Annotated in this window: 22 protein-coding genes and 1 riboswitch; of the genes, 10 read left to right on the forward strand and 12 right to left on the reverse strand. The window is 55.9% G+C overall.

The annotated features are described in order from the left end of the window. Positions 1-2: 2 nt before the first annotated feature. The 4 genes from ACR8BN_RS19995 to ACR8BN_RS20010 are packed head-to-tail and all read right to left on the reverse strand — an operon-like array spanning position 3 to position 3,947. Positions 3-950, reverse strand: a complete 948-nt coding sequence (locus ACR8BN_RS19995) for a carbohydrate kinase family protein (protein WP_163658671.1) — start codon at positions 948-950, stop codon at positions 3-5. Between the two features lie 2 nt (positions 951-952). Beyond that, on the reverse strand, positions 953-1,792 hold the full coding sequence (locus ACR8BN_RS20000) for a carbohydrate ABC transporter permease (RefSeq protein ID WP_069026746.1): 840 nt from the start codon (positions 1,790-1,792) through the stop codon (positions 953-955). Beyond that, complete coding sequence (locus ACR8BN_RS20005) at positions 1,782-2,690, reverse strand: carbohydrate ABC transporter permease (RefSeq protein WP_022624334.1); 909 nt, start codon at positions 2,688-2,690, stop codon at positions 1,782-1,784. The genes ACR8BN_RS20000 and ACR8BN_RS20005 overlap by 11 nt, the downstream gene beginning before the upstream one ends. Before the next feature lie 9 nt (positions 2,691-2,699). Then, a complete protein-coding gene (locus ACR8BN_RS20010) occupies positions 2,700-3,947 on the reverse strand; it encodes an extracellular solute-binding protein (protein WP_115764473.1) in 1,248 nt (415 codons plus the stop codon). 297 nt (positions 3,948-4,244) lie between these two features. On the opposite strand from ACR8BN_RS20010, the gene ACR8BN_RS20015 reads away from it, so the two are divergent. Further along, positions 4,245-5,414: an ROK family transcriptional regulator gene (locus tag ACR8BN_RS20015; protein WP_039391599.1), complete on the forward strand. Its 1,170-nt coding sequence runs from the start codon at positions 4,245-4,247 to the stop codon at positions 5,412-5,414. 42 nt (positions 5,415-5,456) lie between these two features. Here the strand turns inward: ACR8BN_RS20015 and ACR8BN_RS20020 are convergent, their stop codons facing one another. The 3 genes from ACR8BN_RS20020 to ACR8BN_RS20030 all read right to left on the reverse strand — a co-directional run bounded on the left by ACR8BN_RS20020 (position 5,457) and on the right by ACR8BN_RS20030 (position 8,478). Beyond that, a complete protein-coding gene (locus ACR8BN_RS20020) occupies positions 5,457-6,731 on the reverse strand; it encodes a Glu/Leu/Phe/Val family dehydrogenase (protein WP_109651633.1) in 1,275 nt (424 codons plus the stop codon). A gap of 464 nt (positions 6,732-7,195) precedes the next feature. Next, positions 7,196-7,585: a DUF1090 domain-containing protein gene (locus ACR8BN_RS20025; protein WP_109651636.1), complete on the reverse strand. Its 390-nt coding sequence runs from the start codon at positions 7,583-7,585 to the stop codon at positions 7,196-7,198. A 122-nt stretch (positions 7,586-7,707) separates the two neighbouring features. Further along, positions 7,708-8,478 (reverse strand): MerR family transcriptional regulator, encoded by a 771-nt coding sequence (locus ACR8BN_RS20030; protein WP_039389144.1) that lies wholly within the window; start codon positions 8,476-8,478, stop codon positions 7,708-7,710. Between the two features lie 361 nt (positions 8,479-8,839). Between ACR8BN_RS20030 and ACR8BN_RS20035 the strand changes: the two genes are divergently transcribed. Then, entirely contained in the window at positions 8,840-9,238 is a 399-nt protein-coding gene (locus tag ACR8BN_RS20035; RefSeq protein ID WP_031590690.1) for a hypothetical protein, read from the forward strand. Positions 9,239-9,283: 45 nt separating this feature from the next. Here the strand turns inward: ACR8BN_RS20035 and ACR8BN_RS20040 are convergent, their stop codons facing one another. Then, on the reverse strand, positions 9,284-9,757 hold the full coding sequence (locus ACR8BN_RS20040; RefSeq protein ID WP_039389142.1) for a DUF1348 family protein: 474 nt from the start codon (positions 9,755-9,757) through the stop codon (positions 9,284-9,286). Between the two features lie 55 nt (positions 9,758-9,812). Continuing rightward, complete coding sequence (locus ACR8BN_RS20045; protein WP_033773957.1) at positions 9,813-10,247, reverse strand: 6,7-dimethyl-8-ribityllumazine synthase; 435 nt, start codon at positions 10,245-10,247, stop codon at positions 9,813-9,815. A gap of 390 nt (positions 10,248-10,637) precedes the next feature. On the opposite strand from ACR8BN_RS20045, the gene ACR8BN_RS20050 reads away from it, so the two are divergent. Continuing rightward, on the forward strand, positions 10,638-11,345 hold the full coding sequence (locus ACR8BN_RS20050; protein ID WP_031590684.1) for a phage antirepressor KilAC domain-containing protein: 708 nt from the start codon (positions 10,638-10,640) through the stop codon (positions 11,343-11,345). Positions 11,346-11,486: 141 nt separating this feature from the next. Here ACR8BN_RS20050 and ACR8BN_RS20055 read toward each other — a convergent pair whose 3' ends face one another. Continuing rightward, a complete protein-coding gene (locus ACR8BN_RS20055; protein WP_010247110.1) occupies positions 11,487-12,284 on the reverse strand; it encodes a MetQ/NlpA family ABC transporter substrate-binding protein in 798 nt (265 codons plus the stop codon). A gap of 284 nt (positions 12,285-12,568) precedes the next feature. Between ACR8BN_RS20055 and ACR8BN_RS20060 the strand changes: the two genes are divergently transcribed. After that, entirely contained in the window at positions 12,569-12,952 is a 384-nt protein-coding gene (locus ACR8BN_RS20060) for a cupin domain-containing protein (protein WP_031590682.1), read from the forward strand. 161 nt (positions 12,953-13,113) lie between these two features. Here ACR8BN_RS20060 and ACR8BN_RS20065 read toward each other — a convergent pair whose 3' ends face one another. Both ACR8BN_RS20065 and ACR8BN_RS20070 read right to left on the reverse strand, forming a co-directional pair. Next, the gene (locus ACR8BN_RS20065; protein ID WP_434747777.1) at positions 13,114-13,800 is read right to left on the reverse strand and encodes a molybdate ABC transporter substrate-binding protein; all 687 of its coding nucleotides are present in this window, start codon (positions 13,798-13,800) and stop codon (positions 13,114-13,116) included. Next, complete coding sequence (locus tag ACR8BN_RS20070; protein ID WP_434747778.1) at positions 13,800-14,849, reverse strand: ABC transporter substrate-binding protein; 1,050 nt, start codon at positions 14,847-14,849, stop codon at positions 13,800-13,802. The genes ACR8BN_RS20065 and ACR8BN_RS20070 overlap by 1 nt, the downstream gene beginning before the upstream one ends. A 288-nt stretch (positions 14,850-15,137) precedes the next feature. Next, a riboswitch (guanidine-I (ykkC/yxkD leader) is annotated at positions 15,138-15,236 on the forward strand. A gap of 60 nt (positions 15,237-15,296) precedes the next feature. Here ACR8BN_RS20070 and ACR8BN_RS20075 point away from each other — a divergent pair. The 6 genes from ACR8BN_RS20075 to uca all read left to right on the forward strand — a co-directional run bounded on the left by ACR8BN_RS20075 (position 15,297) and on the right by uca (position 23,121). After that, on the forward strand, positions 15,297-16,352 hold the full coding sequence (locus ACR8BN_RS20075; RefSeq protein ID WP_434747779.1) for a putative urea ABC transporter substrate-binding protein: 1,056 nt from the start codon (positions 15,297-15,299) through the stop codon (positions 16,350-16,352). Positions 16,353-16,376: 24 nt separating this feature from the next. Next, positions 16,377-17,192 (forward strand): ABC transporter permease, encoded by an 816-nt coding sequence (locus ACR8BN_RS20080; protein ID WP_010247123.1) that lies wholly within the window; start codon positions 16,377-16,379, stop codon positions 17,190-17,192. Further along, a complete protein-coding gene (locus ACR8BN_RS20085) occupies positions 17,189-17,974 on the forward strand; it encodes an ABC transporter ATP-binding protein (protein ID WP_031590677.1) in 786 nt (261 codons plus the stop codon). Before ACR8BN_RS20080 ends, ACR8BN_RS20085 begins: the two co-directional genes overlap by 4 nt. Further along, positions 17,971-18,699 (forward strand): urea amidolyase associated protein UAAP1, encoded by a 729-nt coding sequence (locus ACR8BN_RS20090; protein ID WP_137244421.1) that lies wholly within the window; start codon positions 17,971-17,973, stop codon positions 18,697-18,699. The genes ACR8BN_RS20085 and ACR8BN_RS20090 overlap by 4 nt, the downstream gene beginning before the upstream one ends. A gap of 10 nt (positions 18,700-18,709) precedes the next feature. Beyond that, entirely contained in the window at positions 18,710-19,345 is a 636-nt protein-coding gene (locus tag ACR8BN_RS20095) for an urea amidolyase associated protein UAAP2 (RefSeq protein WP_434747780.1), read from the forward strand. A gap of 164 nt (positions 19,346-19,509) precedes the next feature. Then, a complete protein-coding gene (gene uca, locus ACR8BN_RS20100) occupies positions 19,510-23,121 on the forward strand; it encodes an urea carboxylase (RefSeq protein WP_434747781.1) in 3,612 nt (1,203 codons plus the stop codon). Positions 23,122-23,197: the final 76 nt, after the last annotated feature.

The raw sequence follows: 23,197 nt of genomic DNA on the forward strand, positions 1-23,197 counted from the left end.
GTTCAGCGCACCTCATTTGATAGTTGGAGTTGTTGCCAGCTGGGATAGCGGCGCGGAGAGCTGCTTATCGCCTGTGATGCCACTTCAATGCCCCAGCGCAGCGCCGTGTGCGATGGCTGGTGATAGAGCAGTGCAGTAAGAAAACCGGCATTAAAACTGTCACCGGCCCCAATGGTATCTACCACCGTCACCGGCTGGGCAGCAGCATACTGCACAGAGGCGGAAGACCAGAGACGTGCGCCCTCTGCGCCACACTTAATCACACAGCCGCCGCGACCACTGAGCCGGGCCGCCAGCTGTTTACCGCTTTGATCCAGCAGTTCTGCGCCCGATAAGCCCAGCGCTTCCACCTCGTTCAGCAGCAGCCAGTCACAGTCCGCTAACCAGTTGCCAATCTGTAAGCGAAGCCCATCGCTCCAGCCCGCAGGCGGCCAGCCGGTATCCACGGCGACACAGAAGCCACGCTGTTGCAGCGCGGCCAGCAGCGCCGGATAGTGATCATAGAGTTCCAGACAGAGAAAGGTGCCGCACAGCAGTACGATGTCGCCCGGCGTCGCCTGCGACGGCAACTGGGCCAGCACATCGTCCGCGGTCAGCACGGTAATATGGCCGTGATTGCTGAGAAACGAGCGTTCGTTATCGGGATGGGTCACGCCTACCGTCAGCGAGGTTTCACAGGCATAGCGCGGCCAGTATGCAGCGCTATGAGGAAAGTGACTGGCGAGCCAGTGACTGAAGCCATCGTCGCCCTGATTGGCAATGGCCCGATGCGGCACCTGCATCGCCTCCAGCGCCAGCGCACAGTTACCTGCAGACCCGCCGGGACGTAACTCGCTGTGCTGCAGCATCACTTCCGTGCCGCGCTGCGGCCAGTCGCTGAGCGTACTCATAATTAAATCGACATTAATATTACCCACCACATAGAGGGTGGGCGTGAGGGTAGTGACCATAGTTATCCCTTACTTCCGCCGCTGGTGAGACCGCTGACCAGCGTCTTCTGCAACCAGATGGCAATAAACAGTGGCGGCACCGAAGCCAGAATGCCGATTGCCGCGATCAGCCCGTCATCGGTCGCGCGTCCGGCGGTAAAACCGGCAATGGCGACCGGCAGGGTCTGTGCCGAAATATTGCTGGTGAACAGCAGCGCGTAGAAAAACTCATCCCAGGCGAGCAGCCAGCCGAACAGCGCGGCAGCGCCCAGCACCGGCTTTGCCAGCGGCAGCGTAATGCACAGCAGAACCTGCCAGAAGCGCAGGCCATCAAGCCGTGCCGCCTGTTCTATATCACGCGGCAGCGAGTCGAACTGGTTCTTCAGCATCCAGGTCAGAAACGGCAGGATCAGTGAACAGTAGACCATCACCAGGCCGGGACGGGTGTTGAGCAGCCCCAGTTGTTGCAGCAGAAAGTAGAGCGGCAGCACAAACGCCACGGGCGGCACCATATAGATCGCCAGAGCGCCGGACAGCCATGCATCGCGACCGCTGTAGCGTGAAAAGCTGAACGCCGCAGGTATCGCCAGCAGCAGCGAGATCGCTGTGGCCACCGTCGCCACCAGCAAACTATTGCCCAGCGCGTGCAGAAAAACGTTGCCGGGCTGATTAGGTGCCAGCGAAACCAGCCCCTGATAGCGACTGAAATCCCACTGACGCGGCAGCCACTCCAGCGGCACGCGGGAGAGATCGCTGGCAGAACTGACGCTCATCAGAAACAGCCAGCCCATCGGGGCCAGGATGCTGACAGCGACCAGCAGCGCAGCCCCGTAACGCAGCACCCGTCTCAGTTTAGTTTTCATAAGCGGTACTCCGGCGGCGCTGATGCCATAACATCAGCAGATAGAGCGTGATTAGCAGGGCGCACATCAGGGTCATCAGTATCGCGTAGGCGGCACCGCTGCCGGCACGCAGATAGCTGAACGACTCCTGATAAACGAAAAAGCTCAGGGTTTTGGTGCTGTCCACCGGCCCGCCGCGCGTCATCACATAGATGATGTCGAAGATTTTAAAGGCATCAATGGTGCGTAACACCAGTGCGACGCCGAGCGGAGCAACAATCGCCGGGAAGGTAATCGCCCGAAAACGCCGCCAGGCGGAGGCTCCGTCCAGTCGTGCCGCTTCAAACAGATCCTCGGGGATCGACTGCAGCGCCGCCAGCACCAACAGTGTGACCAGCGGATAGTTTTTCCAGATATCCGCGAACATCACTGCATTGAGCGCCGCCTCCGGCGATCCCAGCCAGCTACGATAGCCGTCAATGATGCCGAGCTGGCTGAGCAGGGCATTGATGCTGCCGTAGTCAGGGTTGAAGTTGAGCCGCCACATCATGGCATTGACGATGGTCGGTAGCGCCCAAGGCAGAATCACCAGTACACGCAAAACGTTGCGCCCGATGAATTTCTGATTCAGCAGCAGCGCCACCAGCACGCCGATAATTCCTTCAACGGTGACCGACACAAGGGTGAAATAGAGTGTGCGCCAGATCGACGCCCGAAAGTCGGGATCGCTAAGCGCATAGAGATAGTTTTCCAGCCCAATCCAGGCAGGTGTTTCACCACTGCCAATCAGCGCAGCATCGGTAAAGCTGAGCCAGATGGTACGCAGCAGAGGCCAGGCGGTTAACAACAGCATTACCAGCAACATGGGTGCCAGCAGCACCCATGCCTGACGCTGTTCGCGTTGACGCAAACTCAGCATCATGACTCCTTAACGCAGCCGGGCGGCGCTTTTATCAACCGTCGCCATCGCGTCCTGCGCCGGGGCTTTACCCAGCAATACCTGCTGTAACTGCTGTTGCAGCTGGTTCGACAGACGGGAATAGTCTGCGGTCTCCGGACGTGACAGCATCACGTTTAGTGATTTGTCCGCCGCGGCAATCAGGCTCTCCTGATCCTTTTTCACCGCCTCATCCTGATAAGAGGATTTCCAGATCGGCAGGCTGAGCTTCGCATACTGATTCTGTACCGGCTGCGAGGTCATGTACTGAATGTACTGCCACGCCTCGTTGGCATGGGTGCTGCCTTTGGTGATCCCCAGGCCCATTGAGCCGTTCACCGCACCGACTTTTCCGGGTGCATCGCCAGGCGCAGGCATGATCCCAACGTCGCCCGCCACTTTGCTCTGCTTCGGATCGTTGGCCATGTTGTACATGTAGGTCCAGTTCAGCGCGAAAGCCGCATCGCCATTAGAAAACGATTTACGTACATCCTCTTCCAGATATTCACGCGACGCCGGGTTACTCAGACCCTCATCAAGCGAGCTTTTCATCAGGTTAAGCGCCTTGAGTGAAGCCGGGCCGGAGAAGTTAAGCTTGCCGTTCTGGTAGAACTGACCACCAAAGCCTGAAACAAGCGTGGTGTAGTCACACACCAGTGCCTCAGCCTGGGACCAGCTCCAGACCAGTGGCCAGGTGACAATCTTTTTATCCTTGATGATCTTCGCGTCATCCAGCACCTGCTGCCAGGTCTGAGGCGGCGTGGTGATGCCCGCTTTAGCCAGCATCGCTTTGTTGTAGTAAAGGTATTTGGTGTCGAGGATCCACGGCATACCCAGCGTTTTGCCTTTGTAAACCACGGTGTTCATCGCGCCCGGGAAGACCTTCTCTTTATCCTGTGGCGTAATGCGTGCGCTGACATCCTGCAGCAGATCGAAACGGGCGAATTCCGCTGGCCAGATGGCATCGAACAGCACCACATCATAGCCATTGCCGCCTGCGCCACGCGCCGCCACAATCTTGTCGTGCAGCGCCTCATAAGGAACAAACTCCAGATTGACGCTGACATCCGGGTGCTGCTTCTGAAAATTTTGCGTCATCGCGCGGATATCATTTTCGCTGTAAGCCGCCTGGGTCATAAACAGGGCATTAATCTGGCTGGCCGCCGCCGCGCTGCCTGCGCTTAACATCAGTAAGGCGGCAAAACCGGCTTTTAGTTGGGGTAGGTAACGTTGTGACATGGTCTTCTCCACTGTGCAGCAACAGGCTGTCGGTTAATTAAATCAATTTGATTGATTTAATCGGGGGCGTAATTTTGGTCAGTGGGTGAACTGACCTGTCTGAATCTAAGCAAACGGCGTGCCAGAACGCCGGAGGGCATAGCAACATAGCCGTAACAACGCTGAAACTCAGACTGCGCTTTTATGGCAAAATTGCCTATCCTGATGCGCGAGAATTGCGTGCAGCATCAAAGATATTGTTTGCCCGAATGCTTTCGGAGACCAATACTGTCGGGTCCCGCTGAAATGGAAAACAACATGAAAACCTCGGGTACCAACCTTGAACATGCGCGGGCGCACAACCGACGTGTGGTGATTGAAGCCATTCGCCTGCACGGTGAACTGACCCGTGCCGAACTGGCCCGCATGACGGCGCTGACGCCGCAGACCGTCTCGAATATCGTGGCGGAACTGGAACAGGCCGAACTGCTGACCAGCCGCCAGCCACGCCGCAGCGGGCGTGGTCAGCCCTCAATTCCGGTTACGCTCAATCCCACCAGTGCCTGGTCGATCGGCATTCATCTTGATCACCAGACGCTGCTGCTGGTTCTGGTCGATCTCAGTGGTGAAGTGCATTTCCGCCGCCTCGTTCTGGTGCAAAAGCCTCAGCCTGCTGCCACCCTGGCGTGCATTGCCAGCGTGCTGGAGGAGATGCGCGCCTTCCTGGGTACTCAGTGGCAAAAAGTGCTGGGGATTGGCGTGGTGATGCCAGGGCCTTTTGGTGTGGAGGGCATTTCATCAGTGGGGCCGACCACGCTGAACGGCTGGGAGCAGGTCGATATCGAGGCTGAACTCGCCACCATTAGTGGTCTGCCGGTGACGCTGGAAAATGATGCTACGGTCGCCGCCATCGGCGAACGCTTTCACGGCACAGCGCGCCACCTGAACTCCTTTATCTATCTCTATATCGGCACCGGCCTGGGGGCGGGGATCTTTACCGATGGCCATATCTATACCGGCCACGCCCATAATGCGGGCGAAATCGGACACATCGTAGTGGAGCCGGGCGGTCGCGACTGCTACTGCGGAAATCAGGGCTGTCTGGAGCGTTACGTCTCGCTGCAGGCCGCCTATGAATTCTGCGGTCTCGATCCGATGCGGGCGCTGCCCGAAGATCTGTTGCAGATTGAACCCGCGCGTTTTACCGCATGGATTGAAAATGTGACGACGCCGTTACGTCAGGCGATCAATATTCTGGAGTCGGTGTTTGATGCCGAAGCGGTGATTATTGGCGGGATGATGCCTGCGCCGCTGCTGGAGCAGATGGTACAGCGATTGCCACCGCTTTATCAGTCGGTGCGCGGACGTTATCTTAATGATATGCGACTAAAAATTGGCATGACCGGCAGCGATACAGCCGCTCTCGGCGCCGCCGCTTTACCGATTTTCGATGAATTTAATCCGAAGTTTCAGGTGCTGATGAAGTAGGCAGGGAAAAGGGCGCTGCTGCAGGCAACAGCGCCACAGGCATTAACCCGGGTAGATACCGCGATCTTTACGCGCCATCAGAATACGCTCACAGGCCACGATATAGGCCGCGGTGCGCAGCGAGCACTCTTTCTCCTTCGACTTTTCCCAGACGTGTACCATCGCTTCCGTCATGATCTTGTCTGAGCGACGATTGATCTCATCTTCGCTCCAGAAGAAGCTGGCCATGTCCTGAACCCACTCGAAGTAGCTGACGGTCACGCCACCGGCATTACAGACCACGTCCGGCACCACGATAATGCCGCGGGTGGCCAGCATGTCATCGGCATCCGGATAGGTCGGGCCGTTTGCGCCTTCCAGCACGATTTTGCAGCTCAGGACTTCAGCACGCTCACGGGTAATCTGACCTTCCAGCGCCGCCGGGATCAGAATATCCATCCCTGTGGTCCAGAACGCCTCTTTATCAATGCTCTGCGCGCCAGGGAAACCGGCAATCTGCTTATTGGCGATTTGCCATTCGCTCAGGTCAGCCATGTTGATGCCCTCGGCATTAAACAGCGTCGCGGTGTGATCCTGAATCACTACCACACGAGCGCCCGCCTCATCAAACAGACGTGCCGCTTCGCTGCCAACGTTACCGAAGCCCTGTACTGCAACGCGTGCGCCTTCAATCTCAATACCTGCACGGCGTGCCACTTCGCGTCCGGTAATAAACACGCCGCGACCGGTGGCTTTTTCACGCCCCAGTGAACCGCCCAGATGAATCGGTTTGCCGGTGACGACGCCGGTAATCGTTGTGCCGTGGTTCATGGAGTAGGTGTCCATCATCCACGCCATCACTTTGCTGTTGGTCCCGACGTCTGGCGCAGGAATATCTTTTTGCGGCCCGATGATGATGCCGATCTCACTGGTGTAACGGCGTGTCAGTCGCTCAAGTTCACCATCGGACAGTTTGAATGGATCAACGCGGATGCCGCCCTTAGCACCGCCATAAGGCAGGTTAACCGCCGCACATTTGATGGTCATCCATGCGGAGAGCGCCATCACTTCATTAAGGTCGACATCCGGATGGTAGCGAATACCGCCTTTACCTGGGCCGCGCGAAAGGTTGTGCTGAACGCGATAGCCTTCGAAATGGCGAATCGAGCCATCATCCATCTGGAGAGGAATATCAACAATCAACGCACGTTTTGGATGACGCAAAGTATCTATCCAACGCGAAAGGTCGCCCAGATAGGGCGCAACCCGGTCGATTTGCTGTAAATAGGTGGACCAGGCAGATGTGCTGCTTTCAGACGCATAAGATAACTTATCCATAAAAAACCTTTCTTAATGAAGTTATTTATTGTGTGGAGCCGTGGATGGAGAGCGCATTGCATTGCGCCGACATAATCTAACACTCCTGAAACAAATAAGATGTGGCATCAGCCATGCGACAACGCAGCAATGCCCTGTTTTAGGGCAGGGTGAGTGAATAGATTAGTATTGCTGACCCGTCACAGGCGAATAAAGATGCGCGTGAAGTGCGTATTTTCTGCATAGGACGGGAAATATCGCTATCTTTCAGATCTTTGAGGGCGTTCAAAAAGTTAAATAATTGGTCGTAACGCTGTTGACTTTGCTGCACCAATTAAGTGCATGAGAATAAGTAATCAAAGGATTACATAAAGTAATGGATTGGGCGTTAATAGCGCAGGCTAATCAGGTATTTAGAAAGGAGAATGGGTCAGGGCTGAGGAAGGGAGAATAACGGCCAGCGCAGGGGCTGGCCAGAATGAGTTTTACTGATGCAGAGCCTGTTCGGCTTCTTTCAGTTCCTGGCGGGCGTCAGCCAGTTTATCTTCGCGCTTCTGGATCTTGCTGGCGCTGCGTCCTTCTGCTTTCGCTTTCGCCAGTTCCTCTTCGCGTTCCTGTACCTTCAACTTTTTCTCTGCCACTTTTTCCTGACGCTGCTTTAGCAGACTGCTTTCGGTACAGTTCTGATTCACTTCGCTCAGCGCTTTTTCAAGGCCGGCAACCTGGTGGGTATTATTGTGCTGGCGGGCAAAAGAGAGCTGAGTCTCAATCTCCTGCTTTTTGGCTGCACAACCTGTCAGGTCAGAGGCCGCGTGCGCAGGAGTATAAGTCAGGGGTAACAGGAGAAGGCTGAAGGTCAGTAAGGTCTTTTTCATCTTAGTCTCGTCAATGAGTCAGGGTTGTGGCACCAGTATACGGAACCACCTTAAGAGATTCTTAACGAAAAAAAATATTTACTGGCGCGGAAAAACGGGGGTAAAGACGGAGCTGCCTGCTTTCAGGCAGCGCTGGAGGCCCTGGATTGGGAAAATTGCAGATTACAATCAGGTCCACTAAGCATTACCGGATGACCATCCTGACTCTGCTGTTCAAAATAGTCCTGCATCTGCTGGCTGATGCCGGCACCACACCACATCACATGATGCTGATGGAGATCAGTTTTAACGGCTGGCTGACCAGAAGCACGCGAGTCAACCTCGACATTAAAGCCCATCGCAGTAAGACGAATGGCTTCAAGCCAGATTTCGGTTTTATCCAGTACGCTCACCGCTTCCAGAAACAGGGGAATGGAGGATTCGTTGCGCGATGAGGCGCGCATGACTTTATCCGCCTGCTGTTGAACAGTTTGCTCAAAACGGTTGAGACGCCGTGACGCTCCCCGACGGAGATCGGTGTAAAGCCAGGCGCTTAGCGGCCGCAGCAGATTAATGACGAAATCATCACCGCTATAATGGCTGGACATTGTGTGCATCTGACGTGAAAGCGACAGCGGTGTGCCAAATTCAAGTTGCCAGAGCAGGTCGCCTTTGCGCGCCGCCCAGCCAAAGGTGGTAACCGTAGAAGCAGACTGCTGACCTTGCCAGATTTCGTCGAGCGTCGCGCCAGTGGCTGTTAAGCCAACCAGGGTCTGGATTTCACTGAGGTGATGTTCACTCCAGCGTTCCTGATACTGCTGCGGCGTCAGTAATCCCTGCTTCATCCAGCTCTTCAGGTTCGCAGGATGGGTGCCGGTTATGGCGCAAACAGTATCGGTGGTATAAGAATGCATATCGTGCCCTCTGTTGAGGGAAAGGCCGCCGGGATTAACCGGGGATGAACCACCACTATGAACCTTATAACAGACGATTAACAGAGGCAGAGTTAAGGCAAACTGGCGCTATGTGCCTGTGACGCTACGCTTATTCGTTGTTATTCTCTGATTAAATTTATGCTGATCAGCAGGTTAAAAGCACTACGATCAGGCAATAAAAACACTGTGTATTTATTCAGTAAATATTCTTTACGCAAATATACCTGGAAATCAGCACATTTAAGCCGTTTTTAAGAGCATGCCGACTCTTCTCCCCCTTACATCCTCCTGCTAAATCGCTAAAATAGCGGGTTCTGATGATCAGGAGAAAGAGTGCCCAATGCGTTATCGTTATACTCTCGCCGTTGTGACGGTTGCTGCTGTGCTGGCCGGCTGCGCGAAGAAAAATGCCGCCAGCGATGCGCCAGATGAATTTGCTGCTGGCCCGACGCAGATTGATGTCTCACACATCAAGACCCGCACAGATGATGGCTCCAGTGTATTCCTGACTGTAGATGGTAAAGACGCCGGCAGATTGCCCAACGGCGAAAGCATGCTGCTGCATGTTCCGGCCGGAAAACACCAGGTGGGCGGCTATGTCCCCACCCTGTTTGGTATGGGTCGGGTGACCATTGCGCCGGTCGAAGTGACCACGTCACCGGACGATGTCAAAAAGGTGGCTTATACGGTCACACGTAATAAAGCGACCTTTGTTGAGAACAAGGACGAGCAGGGCTAAGTGGATGACGGCGGAGAGCCTGGCTCTCCGCTGGAAGGGCTGACGCTATAAGCCCAGTTCGCTCAGTGAAGGATGGTCGTCAGGACGTCGGCCCTGCGGCCAGTGAAACAGCCGCTGTTCTTCACTGATTTTCAGATCGTTAATGCTGGCATAACGCTGCTGCATTAAACCCTGCTCATCAAAAGCCCAGTTCTCGTTGCCATATGAGCGATACCACTGCAGTTGCTCATCATGCCATTCATAGGCGAACCGCACCGCAATCCGGTTCTGGTCAAAACTCCACAACTCTTTAATCAGCCGATACTGCTGCTCCCGCTGCCATTTTTGCTGCAGGAAGGCGATGATTTCTGCCCGGCCGGTCAGAAAGGTATCACGGTTACGCCACTTGCTGTCCGCTGAATAGGCCAGAGCGACTCGCTCCGCATCCCGGCTGTTCCAGCCATCCTCAGCCAGCCGGACTTTTTCTATCGCCTGTGCAGCCACAGTAAATGGCGGTAAAGGCGGACGTGAGTTTTCCAACTTTCTCTCCTTAACAGCGCAGGCAAACGCATTGTCAGCATTCGTTACAGTCGTATCAGAGTTCCAGGGCGTGAATCTGGCAGACGGCACGCGCCGCTTCCTGACCTTTTTTCACGAAATGCTGAGTATAGAAGTCGATAAACTCTGCCGATGGCTGGAAATTATGTGGCGTAAGTGACACAGAGAAGACGGGCACATTGGTTGTCAGCTGCGCCTGCATCAGACCACTTACTACAGCCTGCGCGACGAAATCATGGCGATAGATGCCGCCATCCACCACCAGTGCTGCACAGACAATCGCATCGTATTTGCCGGTCTGCGCCAGGCGTTGCGCCAGCAGCGGCATTTCAAAAGCGCCCGGAACATCCCATGTCTTAATCTCATATGAGGTACCGCGGCTTTCCAGTTCCTGTTCGAATCCGGTCAGAACCTGAGAAACGATTTCGCTGTGCCAGTTAGCTTTAATAAAGGCGACTTTCAACGGCTGCATGACTTACTCCAGTAAAAGGTGACATCCAGTGGTAACGGGCCAGATTGCGCCTCTGCACCCCGAATCAAAAATAGTGAGCCCGGCAGGCCAGTAACCTGCTGACAGCCTTCACTATACTGTAATGTAAAGAGTCTGTGTCCATCATTGTGATTATATGTAAATAACTGAGCGATGGATTACCCGCTTATGCTGTAGCAAAAGCCCGCAACGCCTCCTGCAAGGCATTCCACACGCACTCTTCAGTCCGCAAAACCGCCTCACACCCCGCTGTTTGCGTAACAGCTTCCAGTTACGTTATTGCTTAAATAAAATACTGGATATTTGAACAGGTGTTTGTATAATTAATCGACTGCCCGCCGGGTATTGGTAGCGTTAGCGAGGGGTGAACCCATGATGATTTCAACTGAAAGCCTCAAATCTCTGGAACAATCGGTCACAATGAGCAGCCGTGAACTGGCTCAGATGACCGGTATTACACACGGAGAAGTGAAGCGGTTAATCAAAAGTCTGGAGACGGCTCAGCGTCTCTCCCAGCCGCTCAGCGTGAATGAGTATGAGCGGGAAGGGGAAGTGCGTCAGGAGTACCGTCTGTGCAAGCGTGATTCGCTGCTGGCCGTGGCTCGCCTGTCGCCAGGTTTCACTGCAGAAGTGCTGGATCGCTGGCAGGATCGCGAGAAGACGACCCATCTGCCTGACTTTACCAATCCGGCTGAAGCCGCTCGCGCCTGGGCTGAGCAGTTTGAACAGCGTCAGGCGGCGGAGCAGCAGCTGGCTCTCTCGGCACCCAAGGCGGCGTTCTTTGATAACTTCGTTGAGGTTGATGACTCGCTGGGTTTTCGGCAGCTCTGCAAAATGCTGAAAGTGAAAGAACCTGAGTTCCGCCAGTTTCTGCTGGAGCGCAACATCATGTATCGCGCAAAAGGCACCCTGACGCCGCAGCATTACCATCTGCAGGCCGGCTACTTTACGCTGCATACCGGCACGGGCGAAAATCAGCACGCTTTTTCTCAGGCACGTTTTACGTCTAAAGGGGTGAAATGGGTCGCCAGTCTGTGGGCAGGGCATCTCTCTGCTCAGCCAAAAGGCGCAGCCGCGTAACCCTTCCTGTGACCTTGCGGGCAGGCGCGGATGTAGCGGATGTATAAGTGCTGGCAGATGTGCCGGTAAAAGTGCAGATATAAAAAAGGCCGCAACAGAGTGCGGCCTTTTTTGATCGTTAATGATCGATTATCGGGCGACTTACCAGCCTTTAATCGCATCACCCTTGTAAACTTCTTCGGCTTTGGCCGCGACTTCCGGTGACTGCAGCGCAGACTTCAGCTTCTGAATTTTATCGCTGTCTTTATTATCTTCACGTGATACCAGCGCATTGACGTAAGGCGATGAGGCGCTTTCCATAAATAAGCCATCGCGATGTGCTGATAATCCAGCCTGGGCTGAGAAGTTAGTATTGATAATCGACAGAGTGACGTTTGGATCATCTAAGGTGCGGGTCAGCTGTGGTGTATCCACTTCAACCAGCTTCAGGTTTTTTGGATTTTCGATGATATCCAGTGAGGTCGGTAAATAACCCACATCCGGTTTGAGTTTAATCAGACCCTGCGCCTGCAGCAGCAGCAGGCTGCGTCCCAGCGTAGTGGCTTCGTTAGAGATGGTGATAGTGGCACCATTCTGCAGCTCACTGATGTTCTTGATTTTGTGCGAATAGGCAGCAATCGGGAAGACGAACGTTTTACCCACCACCGCAAATTTGTAGCCGCGCTCTTTAGACTGGGATTCCAGATAAGGCAGGCTCTGGAAGGCGTTAGCATCAACTTCTTTGTTATTCAGCGCTTCATTTGGCAGTACATAGTCATTGAAGTTAAGTACTTCGACATCCAGCTTGTATTTATCCTTCGCCACCTGCTTTACCACCTGCCAGATTGCTTCATCAGGCCCGGTATTAATTGCTACTTTAACTTTGTTATCGTCATCTTTTGAGCAGGCGGATAATAGTAGAACAGAACTGGCGAGTAATGCCGTAAACAGACCTTTCATTATCAGAAATCCCTCAGGTGGTTGATGGCTTCAAAGATAATACAGATCTCACAGGTTGCGTACTGACTGAGGAATATATCTTATAACCACAACGCAAATATTGAACATTAATTAATCAGCGATTCAGCCAGTCCGGTAATGTCCGGTTTTCATCCCTGTGTTCGCTGGCGGAAAATTCCTGTTAACAGGCTTATTAAAACGCAGGCGGGCATCAACACAGTTTTCTTCTAAGCTTACCTATCGGTCACTACTGGCATTCTATTGATTATTAACAGGGATTAACCATGTCGAAGCAAGATAACGAAATTAACGCGGTTGAAGTGATGCGCAGCAGCCAGGCCTGGAACGGTGAAGTGATTGAGGCCTATCCCACCGGCGAACCTGAGCTGACCGTTATGCGGCTGTCACTGCCTGCCCATACGTCATTACCCTGGCACACCCATCCAATGCCTAATGCGGCGTTTATTCTTTCCGGCACCCTGACTGTTGAGGACAAAGAGAGCGGCGAACAGCGCACTTTCCATGCGGGTGAAGCCCTCAATGAGACGGTCAACAGCGCGCATCGCGGTTACACCCTGGATGAGCCAGCCGAACTGGTGATTACCTATGCCGGTGTTAAAGGGCAGGAACTGACCGAGCCATTGCCGGGCGAGCCTGAAGAGTTTTAAACATCCTTACTTCATAATGCACCACAGTAGCGCCACCGGGCAGGCTGAACATATCAGTCACAAGCTTAAGGTGGATTTCGCTAAGCTTTGATGATCTGTGTTTCGCGCCCTTAAAGCGATATGCTGACAGGGCGCAAAGTCATCCGCGACAGAAAAGGCATTTACTCCCCGCCAAACCCCGCTTCCCGCAGCACCGCTTTTGCCTGCTCCGATTCTAAAAAATCCGCCAGCCGACGCGCCTCTGGCGTAATGATCGCACAGGCGTAACGCGCAACAGGATTGAAAGCTGCAGGGATTTCAACGACTGTCAGCCCGGCAATCTGGCTCAGGGCCGCCCGATAGCTGGCATAACCGATAAACAGATCCGCCTGATCCTCCAGGATAATCCATTCTGCCGCCAGCCTGCCTGCGGGAATCGGTCCAGAGTCACGCCCACCCACCAGTGCCTTTGCGCGCTGGCGCACCGCTTCACCAGCGTTGCCCATCCGGGTGAAAAGGGTCTGCGCGTAGTCGCCAGAGGGATCGGCTGTGGGTGTAGAGGTTGCGATCCGCAGTGTGTCGCGGGTCAGTAGCTGATACCAGTCGTCTCCCGCCTGTAGCCGATCGCTGCGAACCGTGATGCAGAGTTTATTGGTCGTGAACGGTATGACTGCCAGCGCTCGCCCAGCGTTCAGCAATTTTTGCGGATGCTCCTCACTGGCTGAAGCAAAGAGATCGCAGGGCTCACCGGCTTCAATCCGTTCGCGGAGCAGACCGGCGGGGCTAAACCGGGTTTCAACTGGCTCAGGAAAGTACGCCATCAGCGCGGGCCAGACCGCTTTCAGGCTGCCCGCCGCCAGTGCGCGCATCACTCTGTTCCCTGATAAGCGGTGCGATAGAAGCGCTGATACCACTTATTGGCCAGCTTATTCATGTCCACATCCTGAAATTTCTGTGGATAGAGTTTTTTCGCCATCCACAATTCGCCAATCCCCATCGCTTCCGGCATTGGATAACCCCATGCTTTGGCGTAGTCCGGCATCAGCCAGACGCGATGATTTTTTACCGCGTCGATAGCCTGCCACTGCGGTGAGCTGTTGATTTCATTCACGACGGAGGGATAGCGAGCCTGCACAAAAATCACCTGCGGATCCCAGGCGATTATCTGCTCCATCGACACGGTTTTGAATCCCTTTACGGTCGCTGCGGCGACGTTGACCGCGCCCGCATGCAGCATCATCAGGCCGGTATATTTCCCTGATCCGTAGGTGGTAAGTTCCGGGTTCGCCATATAGGCGCGAATGCGTTTCTCCGCCGGAACATCCTTCAGGCGATCGCTGACGATTTTGCGGCCCTGATCGGTGGCCGTAATCAGCGCTTTTGCTTCTGCCGGTTTATTGACGATCTCGCCGATAAGCGTAATCCCTTCACGCAGTCCTTTGTCATAGGCCATTTCCTCGTCGCGGATAGACGGGTTCATTTTTGCCTTTTCACCCGGCTCATCATGACGCAGTGAGATAGCCACCACCGGAATGCCCAGCGCGGTAATGCTGTCGATCATCTCATGCGGCGCATAGTTAGTCACAAATACCACCTGCGGATGCAGCGCCACCAGTTTTTCGGGATCAACATGCGTCAGATCCCCCAGTGTCGCTTTCTGATTCAGCTCGGGAGCCAGGCGGGCATAGCTGTCACCAAGTTGCTGCTTCCAGTTCGCCATCACACCGACGATTTTATCGGTCGCGTGCATCTGCACCAGCAGGTTAAGCGTCTGATGCTGAAGCACCACAATACGATCAACACGATCCGGAATCGTGACCTGGCGGCCTGTCTGATCGGTTATCTGGCGCGATGCCTGGGAAGAGAGCGGAAGGAGTATCAGTAAACCGAGTGTGCATGCCTGCCAGAAGCGCTTCATTAACTATCCTCAAAATTCGTTATGCAGTGGATTATATAGCGATAAGTGACAGGCGTCACGGTCCGGGTCTGCATTCCGGCATAGATGTGAGTATGAAAAGAGACTGACTGAGGGTTCTGATATCTCTTGCCTGCCCGGCACTGATTATGTGCAACGCCCGTTACTGACTCACCATCACAGTGCCTTCGTGATTTTCCTCCCTCTATTTATCTGATTTATCATGATTAAATTTCTGGCACGCCATTTGCTGAAGTCTGAACAGTAAGCAGCGTTCGACACAATTGATAGCAAATAGCTGGCTAGGGTTCCGGTTCACGCAGGTGAATGTCTGGTCCGAGAGCTGGCGACCTCTGCGAGGTTACACGGCGGGACAAAAGCCCGGGAGACAGCGGCACCAGATGGTGTCTTGCGCTGCTCCCGTTTTTTTGTGCCAACCAGAGGTCAACCATGAAGAAATCACCCCTCCTGACGCTTATTCTGTCGCTGATGCTGCTGGTCAGCGCGCCATCTTTCGCCGCGGTCAAAAAAGAGTTCAATATCTGCTGGACTATCTATGCGGGCTGGATGCCGTGGGGCACCATCAGCAACGAGAAAATCATCGATAAATGGGCCAGCAAATACGGCATTAAAATTCATATCACCCAGCTCAATGACTATATCGAGTCAATCAACCAGTACACCGCGGGTCAGTTCGACGGCTGCACCATGACCAACATGGATGCGCTGACCATACCTGCGGCGGGCGGCATTGATTCCACGGCGCTGATCACCGGCAGCTTCTCCGATGGTAATGACGGAGTGGTGCTGAAAGGCGTAAACAAAAAACTCAGCGACCTGAAAGGGATGTCTGTCTATCTTCCTGCGCTGTCGGTTTCGCACTACCTGCTGGTTCGCGGTCTGGAGAAGGCCGGTTTACAGGAAAAAGACGTTAAGGTCGTGAACACCTCCGATGCCGATATCGTCTCCGCCTTTGGTACCAGCGGCGTGCAGGCGGCAGTTGCCTGGAATCCGCAGCTTTCAGTGATCAAGAAAACCCCACAAACCACAGAAGTGTTCAGCTCATCGGCCGTGCCGGGCGAACTGATTGACATGATGGTGGTGAATACAGAGACCCTGAAAGATAACCCCGCGCTGGGCAAGGCGCTGACCGGTGCCTGGTTTGAGATGATGGCGAAAATGCAGGCCGGTGATGCGCAGGCGCTGAGCGCGATGGCTGCCGATTCCGGTACTGACCTCGCCGGATACAAGGCGCAGCTGAAAACCACCCACCTGTTCTGGACCCCAGCCGAAACCCAGACATTTGTTTCTTCTCCCGATCTGGCGAAAACCATGCAGCGCGTCGCCGCGTTCTCCTTTGATAAAGGATTGCTGGGCGAGGGGGCACAAAGCGCTGACTTCATCGGCATGAGCTTCCCTGGCAACATCACCGTCGGTGATACAGCGAACATCAAACTGCGCTTTGACGACAGCTATCTGAAGATGGCCGCTGCGGGCAAGCTGTAATCACCGATCTCAGGAGTATTTGCCATGCGCCACATCAACCGCTATCCCCGACAGGGAATGCGCCTGACGCTGATGCTATTACCTTTTGTATTGCTGATCGCCGTCTGGTTTATCAGTTCGGCGGTGCGTCTTGAAGCCAACCCACACGACAAACTGCTGCCCGGCCTGTCACAGATGATCGCCGCCATTGATCGGATGGCCTTCACGCCGGACAAGCGCAGCGGCGAATATCTGCTGTGGGCGGATACGTGGATTAGCTTAAGCCGTCTGCTGACCGGCCTGGCGATCTCTTCACTGATTGGTCTCTGCATCGGTGTTGCTGCGGGCGTCTTCCCGATGAGTCGCGCGGCGCTGTCACCCTTTATGACCGTGGTGTCGATGATCCCACCGCTGGCGCTCCTGCCGATGCTGTTTATCGTCTTCGGGCTGGATGAGCTGTCAAAAGTGATGCTGATTGTTATCGGGATTACGCCGATGCTGGCGCGCGACCTGGAACATCGGGCGCGGGAAATCCCCGCAGAGCTGTTTATCAAAGCACAAACCCTGGGGGCGAACAGCTGGACGGTGGTGCTGCGGGTTGTGCTTCCGCAGCTTTTATCGCGGCTGATCACCTCGCTGCGGCTGTTGCTGGGATCCGCATGGCTTTTTCTGATCTCCGCCGAAGCTATTTCCGCAACCGCCGGACTGGGCTATCGCATTTTCCTGGTTCGTCGCTACATGGCGATGGATGTGATCATTCCCTATGTCATCTGGATAACGCTGCTGGCGTGGCTGATGGATCTCGCGCTGCGTCAATTGCACAAAGCCTGTTTCCCCTGGGCGGAAGGAGGCCGGGAATGAGTTTTATCGATATCAAAAATATCTGGCAGGAGTATGGCGACCACGTGGTGCTGGAACGCATCAATCTGCAGGTCAAAGAAGGTGAATTCTGCTCGCTGGTGGGCGCGTCCGGCTGCGGTAAGTCGACATTTTTACGCCTGCTGCTGGGTCAGGAAAAGCCGACACGGGGATCGATCACACTGGATGGCGAACAGCTGCGCGCGGAACCCGATCGCAGCCGTGGCGTGGTGTTTCAGCGTTACTCCGTTTTCCCTCATCTCAACGTGCTGGATAACGTCGCCATTGGCCTCGAACTTCCGGCTTCACCGTTTACTGGCCGGCTGTTTGGCGCCCGAAAACGCCATGCCCGTGAGCAGGCAAAACAGATGCTGGAGAAAGTCGGGCTGGGCCATTCTCTCAATAAATATCCGGCGCAGCTTTCGGGCGGGATGCAGCAGCGGCTGGCCATTGCGCAGGCTTTTGTGATGCAGCCGCGCGTACTGCTGCTGGATGAGCCTTTCGGCGCGCTGGACCCCGGCATCCGCAAAGATATGCATGCGCTGCTGCTCCAGCTCTGGAGCGAAACCCGCATGACGGTGTTTATGGTCACTCACGACCTTGCCGAAGGCTTCAATCTTGGCACCCGGCTGCTGGTTTTCGACAAAGTGCGCATCGATCCTCAGGCCCCCAATGCCTGGGGCGCGCGTATCACTTACGACATCCCGCTTAATGAAACGCGGCTGTCGCAGCTGGCAACCCGCAACAAAAACAACATTTATCCCCTCAAGGAGACCGCTCAATGACCGCACTTTTTCATTCAGCTCCAAGCCTGCGCGAAGAGCAGCTGCCTGGCGGAGGGCACACCTCGCTGATTTTGCGCAAAGGGCAGATCCTGCGCCTGACCGACATCGAGGGCGGCGCGAACGTCAGCATGATGATGCTAAATCCCCACGAGAAAAGTGAACGCCTGAATCTGCCGGACACCCTGAAAGGCCAGCATACGGCTCGCCTGACCACCGGGCACTGTTTCTACTCCGACATGGGACGGGTACTGGCCGCGATAGTGGCGGATAGCTGCGGCTGGCACGACCCGTTTGGCGGCGTACTCAACGCTGCGGAAACGCACCATAAGTATGGAGCCGGACGCTATCAGGAGCTGCGCAACGGCTTCTACCGCAACGGCACCGATAATCTGTTGGTTGAGATGGGCAAATGGGATCTGGGTCTGGAAGATCTGCTGATGGTCGTCAACTTTTTCAGCAAGGTCACGGTTGATGAGGAGGGCCGCTTCCGGTTCAGCGCGGGCAACAGCCGCGCCGGCGATTTCACTGAACTGTTCGCACCCATGGACGTGCTGATCGTGCTGACCGCGCTGCCACATCCGCAGGATCCCGCCACTGACTATCTCCCGCGACCGGTACAGCTGAGCTGGTATCAGGCCGACGATATGCAGGCCGTCAGCGAAGCGATGGTCACGCGCGGTGAAAACCAGCGCGCGCTTCATAACACCCAACTTTTTGCCCTGTAAGGAGGCTGAGATGACCCTTATCCACTCTGATCGTCGTCCTGAAGATGCCGTCTATCGCCACGTGATCCCGGCAGGCGAACCGTGGCTGTTCGAAGTGAAAAAAGGGCAGACGCTGCGCCTGCTCGACCTCGAAGGGAATCAGGCAATTGATACCCTGTTCTATAACAGCGATAACCCGCGGGAACGCTACGATCCTCAGCGCACGCTGCGTCGTCAGGGAAACGTCTATCTGACCACCGGCAGCGTGCTCTATTCGAATCTCGGCAATCCGCTGCTGACTATCGTCGCCGACACCTGCGGTCGTCACGATACCCTGGGCGGAGCCTGCTCGCAGGAGAGCAACACCGTGCGCTATGCCCAGGATAAGCGCTACATGCACAGCTGTCGGGATAACTTTCTCTGCGCCTGCCTGCACGATGGCCGCCTTCACAAACGTGATATCGGTGCCAACATCAATTTTTTCATGAACGTTCCGGTCACGCCGGAAGGCGGTCTGACCTTTGAGGATGGGCTATCGGCGCCCGGTAAATACGTTGAGCTGGTAGCCGAATACAATGTGATGGTGCTGATCTCCAACTGTCCGCAGCTGAATAATCCCTGTAACGGCTGGAACCCCACGCCTGCCGAAGTGCTGGTGTGGAACTAAGCCAGCGTTGCCATGGCGAAAAGCGGGAATGAGTTTCTCAGCCTTTTGCGCCAGACCTCTCAACACACTACCGGCGCACGCCTGTTACGTGCCGGTCAGCCCCGGGGACGGCCCCAGGGAATATCGAATTTTGCGGGACGACCCGCATCCCTGAGAGTTCGCTTATGTTTGATACCTTACTGATTGCAAATCGCGGTGCTATCGCCTGTCGCATCCTGCGCACGCTGCGTGCCATGCAGGTGAAAGGGGTCGCCGTTTACTCTGAAGCCGACCTGAGCAGTTTACATATACGCGAGGCGGATGTGGCGCTAAGCCTTGGCGAAGGCCCGGCTGCACAAACCTATCTGGTGACGGAAAAGATTATCGCCGCTGCGCAGCAGAGCGGGGCGAAAGCGATTCATCCTGGCTACGGTTTCCTTTCGGAAAACGCCGCCTTTGCTGAGGCGTGCGAGGCTGCCGGTCTGATTTTTGTCGGCCCCACACCGCAGCAGTTGCGAACTTTTGGCCTGAAACACACGGCCCGCGCGCTGGCGAAAGCCGAAGGGGTGCCGCTGCTGGAAGGCAGTGAACTACTGGCGGATATCAGCGAAGCCCGCCGCGCCGCAGAAATGGTCGGCTATCCGGTGATGCTCAAAAGTACCGCGGGCGGCGGTGGGATTGGTATGCGTGTGTGTCGTGATGCGAATGCGCTGTCAGAGGCGTTTGAAACGGTCCAGCGCCTCGGCCAGAACAACTTCAGCGATGCCGGGGTATTTCTCGAAAAATATATCGAACGCGCCCGTCATCTTGAAGTGCAGATTTTCGGTGACGGAAAGGGCGAGGTAATAGCGCTGGGCGTACGCGACTGCTCGGTACAGCGGCGTAACCAGAAAGTGATCGAAGAGACGCCAGCGCCGAATCTGCCCGCAGGTATGGCGGAGGCTTTATGCGCGGCGGCTATCGCGCTGGGAAAAGCGGTGAACTATCGCAGCGCCGGAACGGTTGAGTTTGTCTATGACAGCGTGGCGCAGCAGTTCTATTTTCTTGAAGTGAATACCCGGCTGCAGGTTGAACATGGCGTCACGGAGCAGGTGTGGGGCGTTGACCTGGTGCAGTGGATGATTGAGCTGGCAGCAGGCGATCTTCCTCCGCTTCATGCGTTAGCCGCCACGCTGAATCCTCAGGGCCATGCCGTGCAGGCGCGAATTTATGCGGAAGATCCGGGGCGGCAGTTCCAGCCTTCGCCAGGGCTGTTAACCCAGGTCCTCTTTCCGGCAGCCGACGGTAAAACCCTGCGAATTGACCGCTGGGTGGAAGCGGGGTGCGAAGTCCCGCCATTCTTCGACCCGATGCTGGCAAAAGTTATCACCTGGCGCCCCACCCGCGAGGAAGCCATCGTCACCCTGGCACAGGCGCTGGCGGAGACCCGTTTCTATGGCGTCGAAACCAATCGCCTCTATCTGTTGCAGATTCTGGCCTTCGCGCCCTTTACGGCTGGCGAACCCTGGACCCGCTGCCTGGAGCAGCTCGCCTATCAGGCGGCAACGGTGGAAGTGGTGAGTGCCGGAACCCAGACCAGCGTTCAGGACTATCCCGGACGTCTGGGATACTGGGCGGTGGGCGTGCCGCCGTCGGGGCCGATGGATGATCGCGCACTGCGTCTGGGCAATCGTCTGCTGGGCAATGAGGAGGGTGACGCCGCGCTGGAAATCACCCTGAATGGACCCACCCTGAAATTTAATACTGAGATTCAGGCGGTGATCTCTGGCGCGCCGCTCACTGTCACACTGGATGGCGTCGGGCAGTCAATGAATTCTGTATTTACCATTCCGGCCGGGGCAACGCTGAAGCTGGGCGCAATAAGTGGCGCGGGCGTCAGAAGTTATCTCTGTCTGAGCGGTGGTATTCAGGTGCCGGACTATTTAGGCAGCAAAAGCACGTTCACCCTTGGTCAGTTTGGCGGACATGCCGGACGCGCACTGCGCAGCGGTGACGTGCTGCATCTCGCTCCGCGTTCCGCGAGCGCAACCGGAACGGAACTGCCCGTCGGACTGCACACAGAGCTTGCCACGGTGCGCACGCTGCGCGTCATTTATGGTCCGCACGGTGCGCCTGAATTCTTTGCGCCGGAGTATATCGAGACGTTCTTTGCCACAGAATGGGAAGTGCATTTTAACTCCAGCCGCACCGGCGTTCGCCTGATCGGGCCAAAGCCAATCTGGACCCGCGACAGCGGCGGTGAAGCAGGGCTGCACCCCTCAAACATTCATGACAACCCGTACGCGATCGGCGCGGTCGATTTTACCGGTGATATGCCGGTGATTCTGGGGCCGGATGGCCCGAGCCTTGGCGGGTTCGTCTGCCCGGTGACGGTAATCGAGGCGGACCTCTGGCAACTGGGACAGCTCAAAGCCGGTGACGGAGTGAAGTTTGTCGCGGTGGATATCACGACCGCCCGCCAACTGGCAGAGGGCCGACGCACCGAACTGACCACGCTTCAGCCACAGGAAACAGACTGGCAGCCTGCACCGCTGATTTCGCCCATCGTGATGACCTGCGGCGAAGCGGATAAACGCCTGGTGGCGCGCCTCTCTGGTGATACGCATCTGCTGCTGGAGGCTGGCGAGCCGGAACTGGATCTGGTGTTACGTTTTCGCATTCATGCGTTGATGCAGGCGCTGGAAGCGCAATCCCGCAACGGCATTATTGATATCACGCCGGGGATCCGCTCGCTGCAAATCCACTTTCAGCCGGAGACCCTGACGCCCGACGTGCTGCTGATGTGGGTGCGCGGTGAGTGGGAGAGGGTCTGCATGAGTGATGACCTTCAGGTTCCCACACGCGTAGTGCATCTGCCGCTCTCCTGGGACGATCCGGCCTGTCAGAAGGCCATCGAAAAATATATGACCACCGTGCGGCAGGATGCGCCGTGGTGCCCGAGTAATCTTGAATTTATCCGGCGTATAAACGATCTGCCGGATGAGCAGGCTGTCTGGAACACGGTCTTTGAAGCCAGCTATCTGGTGATGGGGCTGGGCGATGTCTACCTCGGCGCGCCGGTCGCCACGCCGCTGGATCCCCGTCATCGCCTGGTGACGACAAAATATAACCCGGCCCGCACCTGGACAGCGGAAAACTCGGTTGGCATCGGCGGTGCCTATCTGTGTGTGTATGGCATGGAGGGACCGGGCGGCTATCAGTTTGTCGGCCGCACGCTGCAGATGTGGAACCGGTATCATGAAGTCGCCGATTTTGGCGGTAAACCCTGGCTGCTGCGCTTTTTCGATCAGATCCGCTTTTATCCGGTTCCGGCCAGTGAGCTGTTGCAGATTCGCCGCGATTTTCCCCTCGGTCGCTATCCGCTGCGCATCGAGCACAGCACGCTGCGGCTGGCGGAATATCAGGATTTCCTCGCCCGTGAAGCGGAGAGTATCGGTCTGTTTCGCGATCACCAGCAAGCCGCGTTCCATGCGGAACGTGACCGCTGGATCGCCAGCGGCCAGGCCCATTTTGACAGTCAGGATAGTGTGGCCGATGAAGGCGGCGACGCGCCGCTGCAGCCGGGCGAGCAGGGGGTAGAAAGCCCGGTTTCCGGCAATTTATGGCAGGTGCAGGCGACGGCGGGCAGCCGGGTGCGGGAAGGCGATATTCTGGTGGTGCTGGAGTCGATGAAAATGGAGATCCCGCTTCTGGCGCCGTGCGACGGCGTTGTTCAACAGGTCAGCGTGCAGCCAGGCAGCGCTGTACGCGCAGGGCAACGCGTGGCGGTGATTGTTGAGGATAATGCGGAAGGATGATGACACCTGATCACCTTGTGGCGCAGTGATAATCTGCCCCTGCGCCTGCTGAGGGTTCCAGACTGGCGGGCGCAGG

The sequence above is a fragment of the Pantoea sp. Lu_F5_004 genome (assembly GCF_051136245.1).
GTDB classification, from domain to species: domain Bacteria; phylum Pseudomonadota; class Gammaproteobacteria; order Enterobacterales; family Enterobacteriaceae; genus Pantoea; species Pantoea agglomerans.

What these genes read in the sequence shown, in the direction of transcription:
- ACR8BN_RS20085 (WP_031590677.1), top strand. Translation starts at nt 17,189, where the DNA reads ATGAGTTTTATCGATATCAAAAATATCTGGCAGGAGTATGGCGACCAC.
- ACR8BN_RS20065 (WP_434747777.1), bottom strand. Translation starts at nt 13,800, where the DNA reads ATGCGCGCACTGGCGGCGGGCAGCCTGAAAGCGGTCTGGCCCGCGCTG.
- ACR8BN_RS20010 (WP_115764473.1), bottom strand. Translation starts at nt 3,947, where the DNA reads ATGTCACAACGTTACCTACCCCAACTAAAAGCCGGTTTTGCCGCCTTA.
- ACR8BN_RS20025 (WP_109651636.1), bottom strand. Translation starts at nt 7,585, where the DNA reads ATGAAAAAGACCTTACTGACCTTCAGCCTTCTCCTGTTACCCCTGACT.
- ACR8BN_RS19995 (WP_163658671.1), bottom strand. Translation starts at nt 950, where the DNA reads ATGGTCACTACCCTCACGCCCACCCTCTATGTGGTGGGTAATATTAAT.
- ACR8BN_RS20030 (WP_039389144.1), bottom strand. Translation starts at nt 8,478, where the DNA reads ATGCATTCTTATACCACCGATACTGTTTGCGCCATAACCGGCACCCAT.
- ACR8BN_RS20070 (WP_434747778.1), bottom strand. Translation starts at nt 14,849, where the DNA reads ATGAAGCGCTTCTGGCAGGCATGCACACTCGGTTTACTGATACTCCTT.
- ACR8BN_RS20095 (WP_434747780.1), top strand. Translation starts at nt 18,710, where the DNA reads ATGACCCTTATCCACTCTGATCGTCGTCCTGAAGATGCCGTCTATCGC.
- ACR8BN_RS20005 (WP_022624334.1), bottom strand. Translation starts at nt 2,690, where the DNA reads ATGCTGAGTTTGCGTCAACGCGAACAGCGTCAGGCATGGGTGCTGCTG.
- ACR8BN_RS20060 (WP_031590682.1), top strand. Translation starts at nt 12,569, where the DNA reads ATGTCGAAGCAAGATAACGAAATTAACGCGGTTGAAGTGATGCGCAGC.
- ACR8BN_RS20055 (WP_010247110.1), bottom strand. Translation starts at nt 12,284, where the DNA reads ATGAAAGGTCTGTTTACGGCATTACTCGCCAGTTCTGTTCTACTATTA.
- ACR8BN_RS20080 (WP_010247123.1), top strand. Translation starts at nt 16,377, where the DNA reads ATGCGCCACATCAACCGCTATCCCCGACAGGGAATGCGCCTGACGCTG.
- ACR8BN_RS20075 (WP_434747779.1), top strand. Translation starts at nt 15,297, where the DNA reads ATGAAGAAATCACCCCTCCTGACGCTTATTCTGTCGCTGATGCTGCTG.
- ACR8BN_RS20000 (WP_069026746.1), bottom strand. Translation starts at nt 1,792, where the DNA reads ATGAAAACTAAACTGAGACGGGTGCTGCGTTACGGGGCTGCGCTGCTG.
- ACR8BN_RS20090 (WP_137244421.1), top strand. Translation starts at nt 17,971, where the DNA reads ATGACCGCACTTTTTCATTCAGCTCCAAGCCTGCGCGAAGAGCAGCTG.
- uca (WP_434747781.1), top strand. Translation starts at nt 19,510, where the DNA reads ATGTTTGATACCTTACTGATTGCAAATCGCGGTGCTATCGCCTGTCGC.
- ACR8BN_RS20015 (WP_039391599.1), top strand. Translation starts at nt 4,245, where the DNA reads ATGAAAACCTCGGGTACCAACCTTGAACATGCGCGGGCGCACAACCGA.
- ACR8BN_RS20045 (WP_033773957.1), bottom strand. Translation starts at nt 10,247, where the DNA reads ATGCAGCCGTTGAAAGTCGCCTTTATTAAAGCTAACTGGCACAGCGAA.
- ACR8BN_RS20050 (WP_031590684.1), top strand. Translation starts at nt 10,638, where the DNA reads ATGATGATTTCAACTGAAAGCCTCAAATCTCTGGAACAATCGGTCACA.
- ACR8BN_RS20035 (WP_031590690.1), top strand. Translation starts at nt 8,840, where the DNA reads ATGCGTTATCGTTATACTCTCGCCGTTGTGACGGTTGCTGCTGTGCTG.
- ACR8BN_RS20020 (WP_109651633.1), bottom strand. Translation starts at nt 6,731, where the DNA reads ATGGATAAGTTATCTTATGCGTCTGAAAGCAGCACATCTGCCTGGTCC.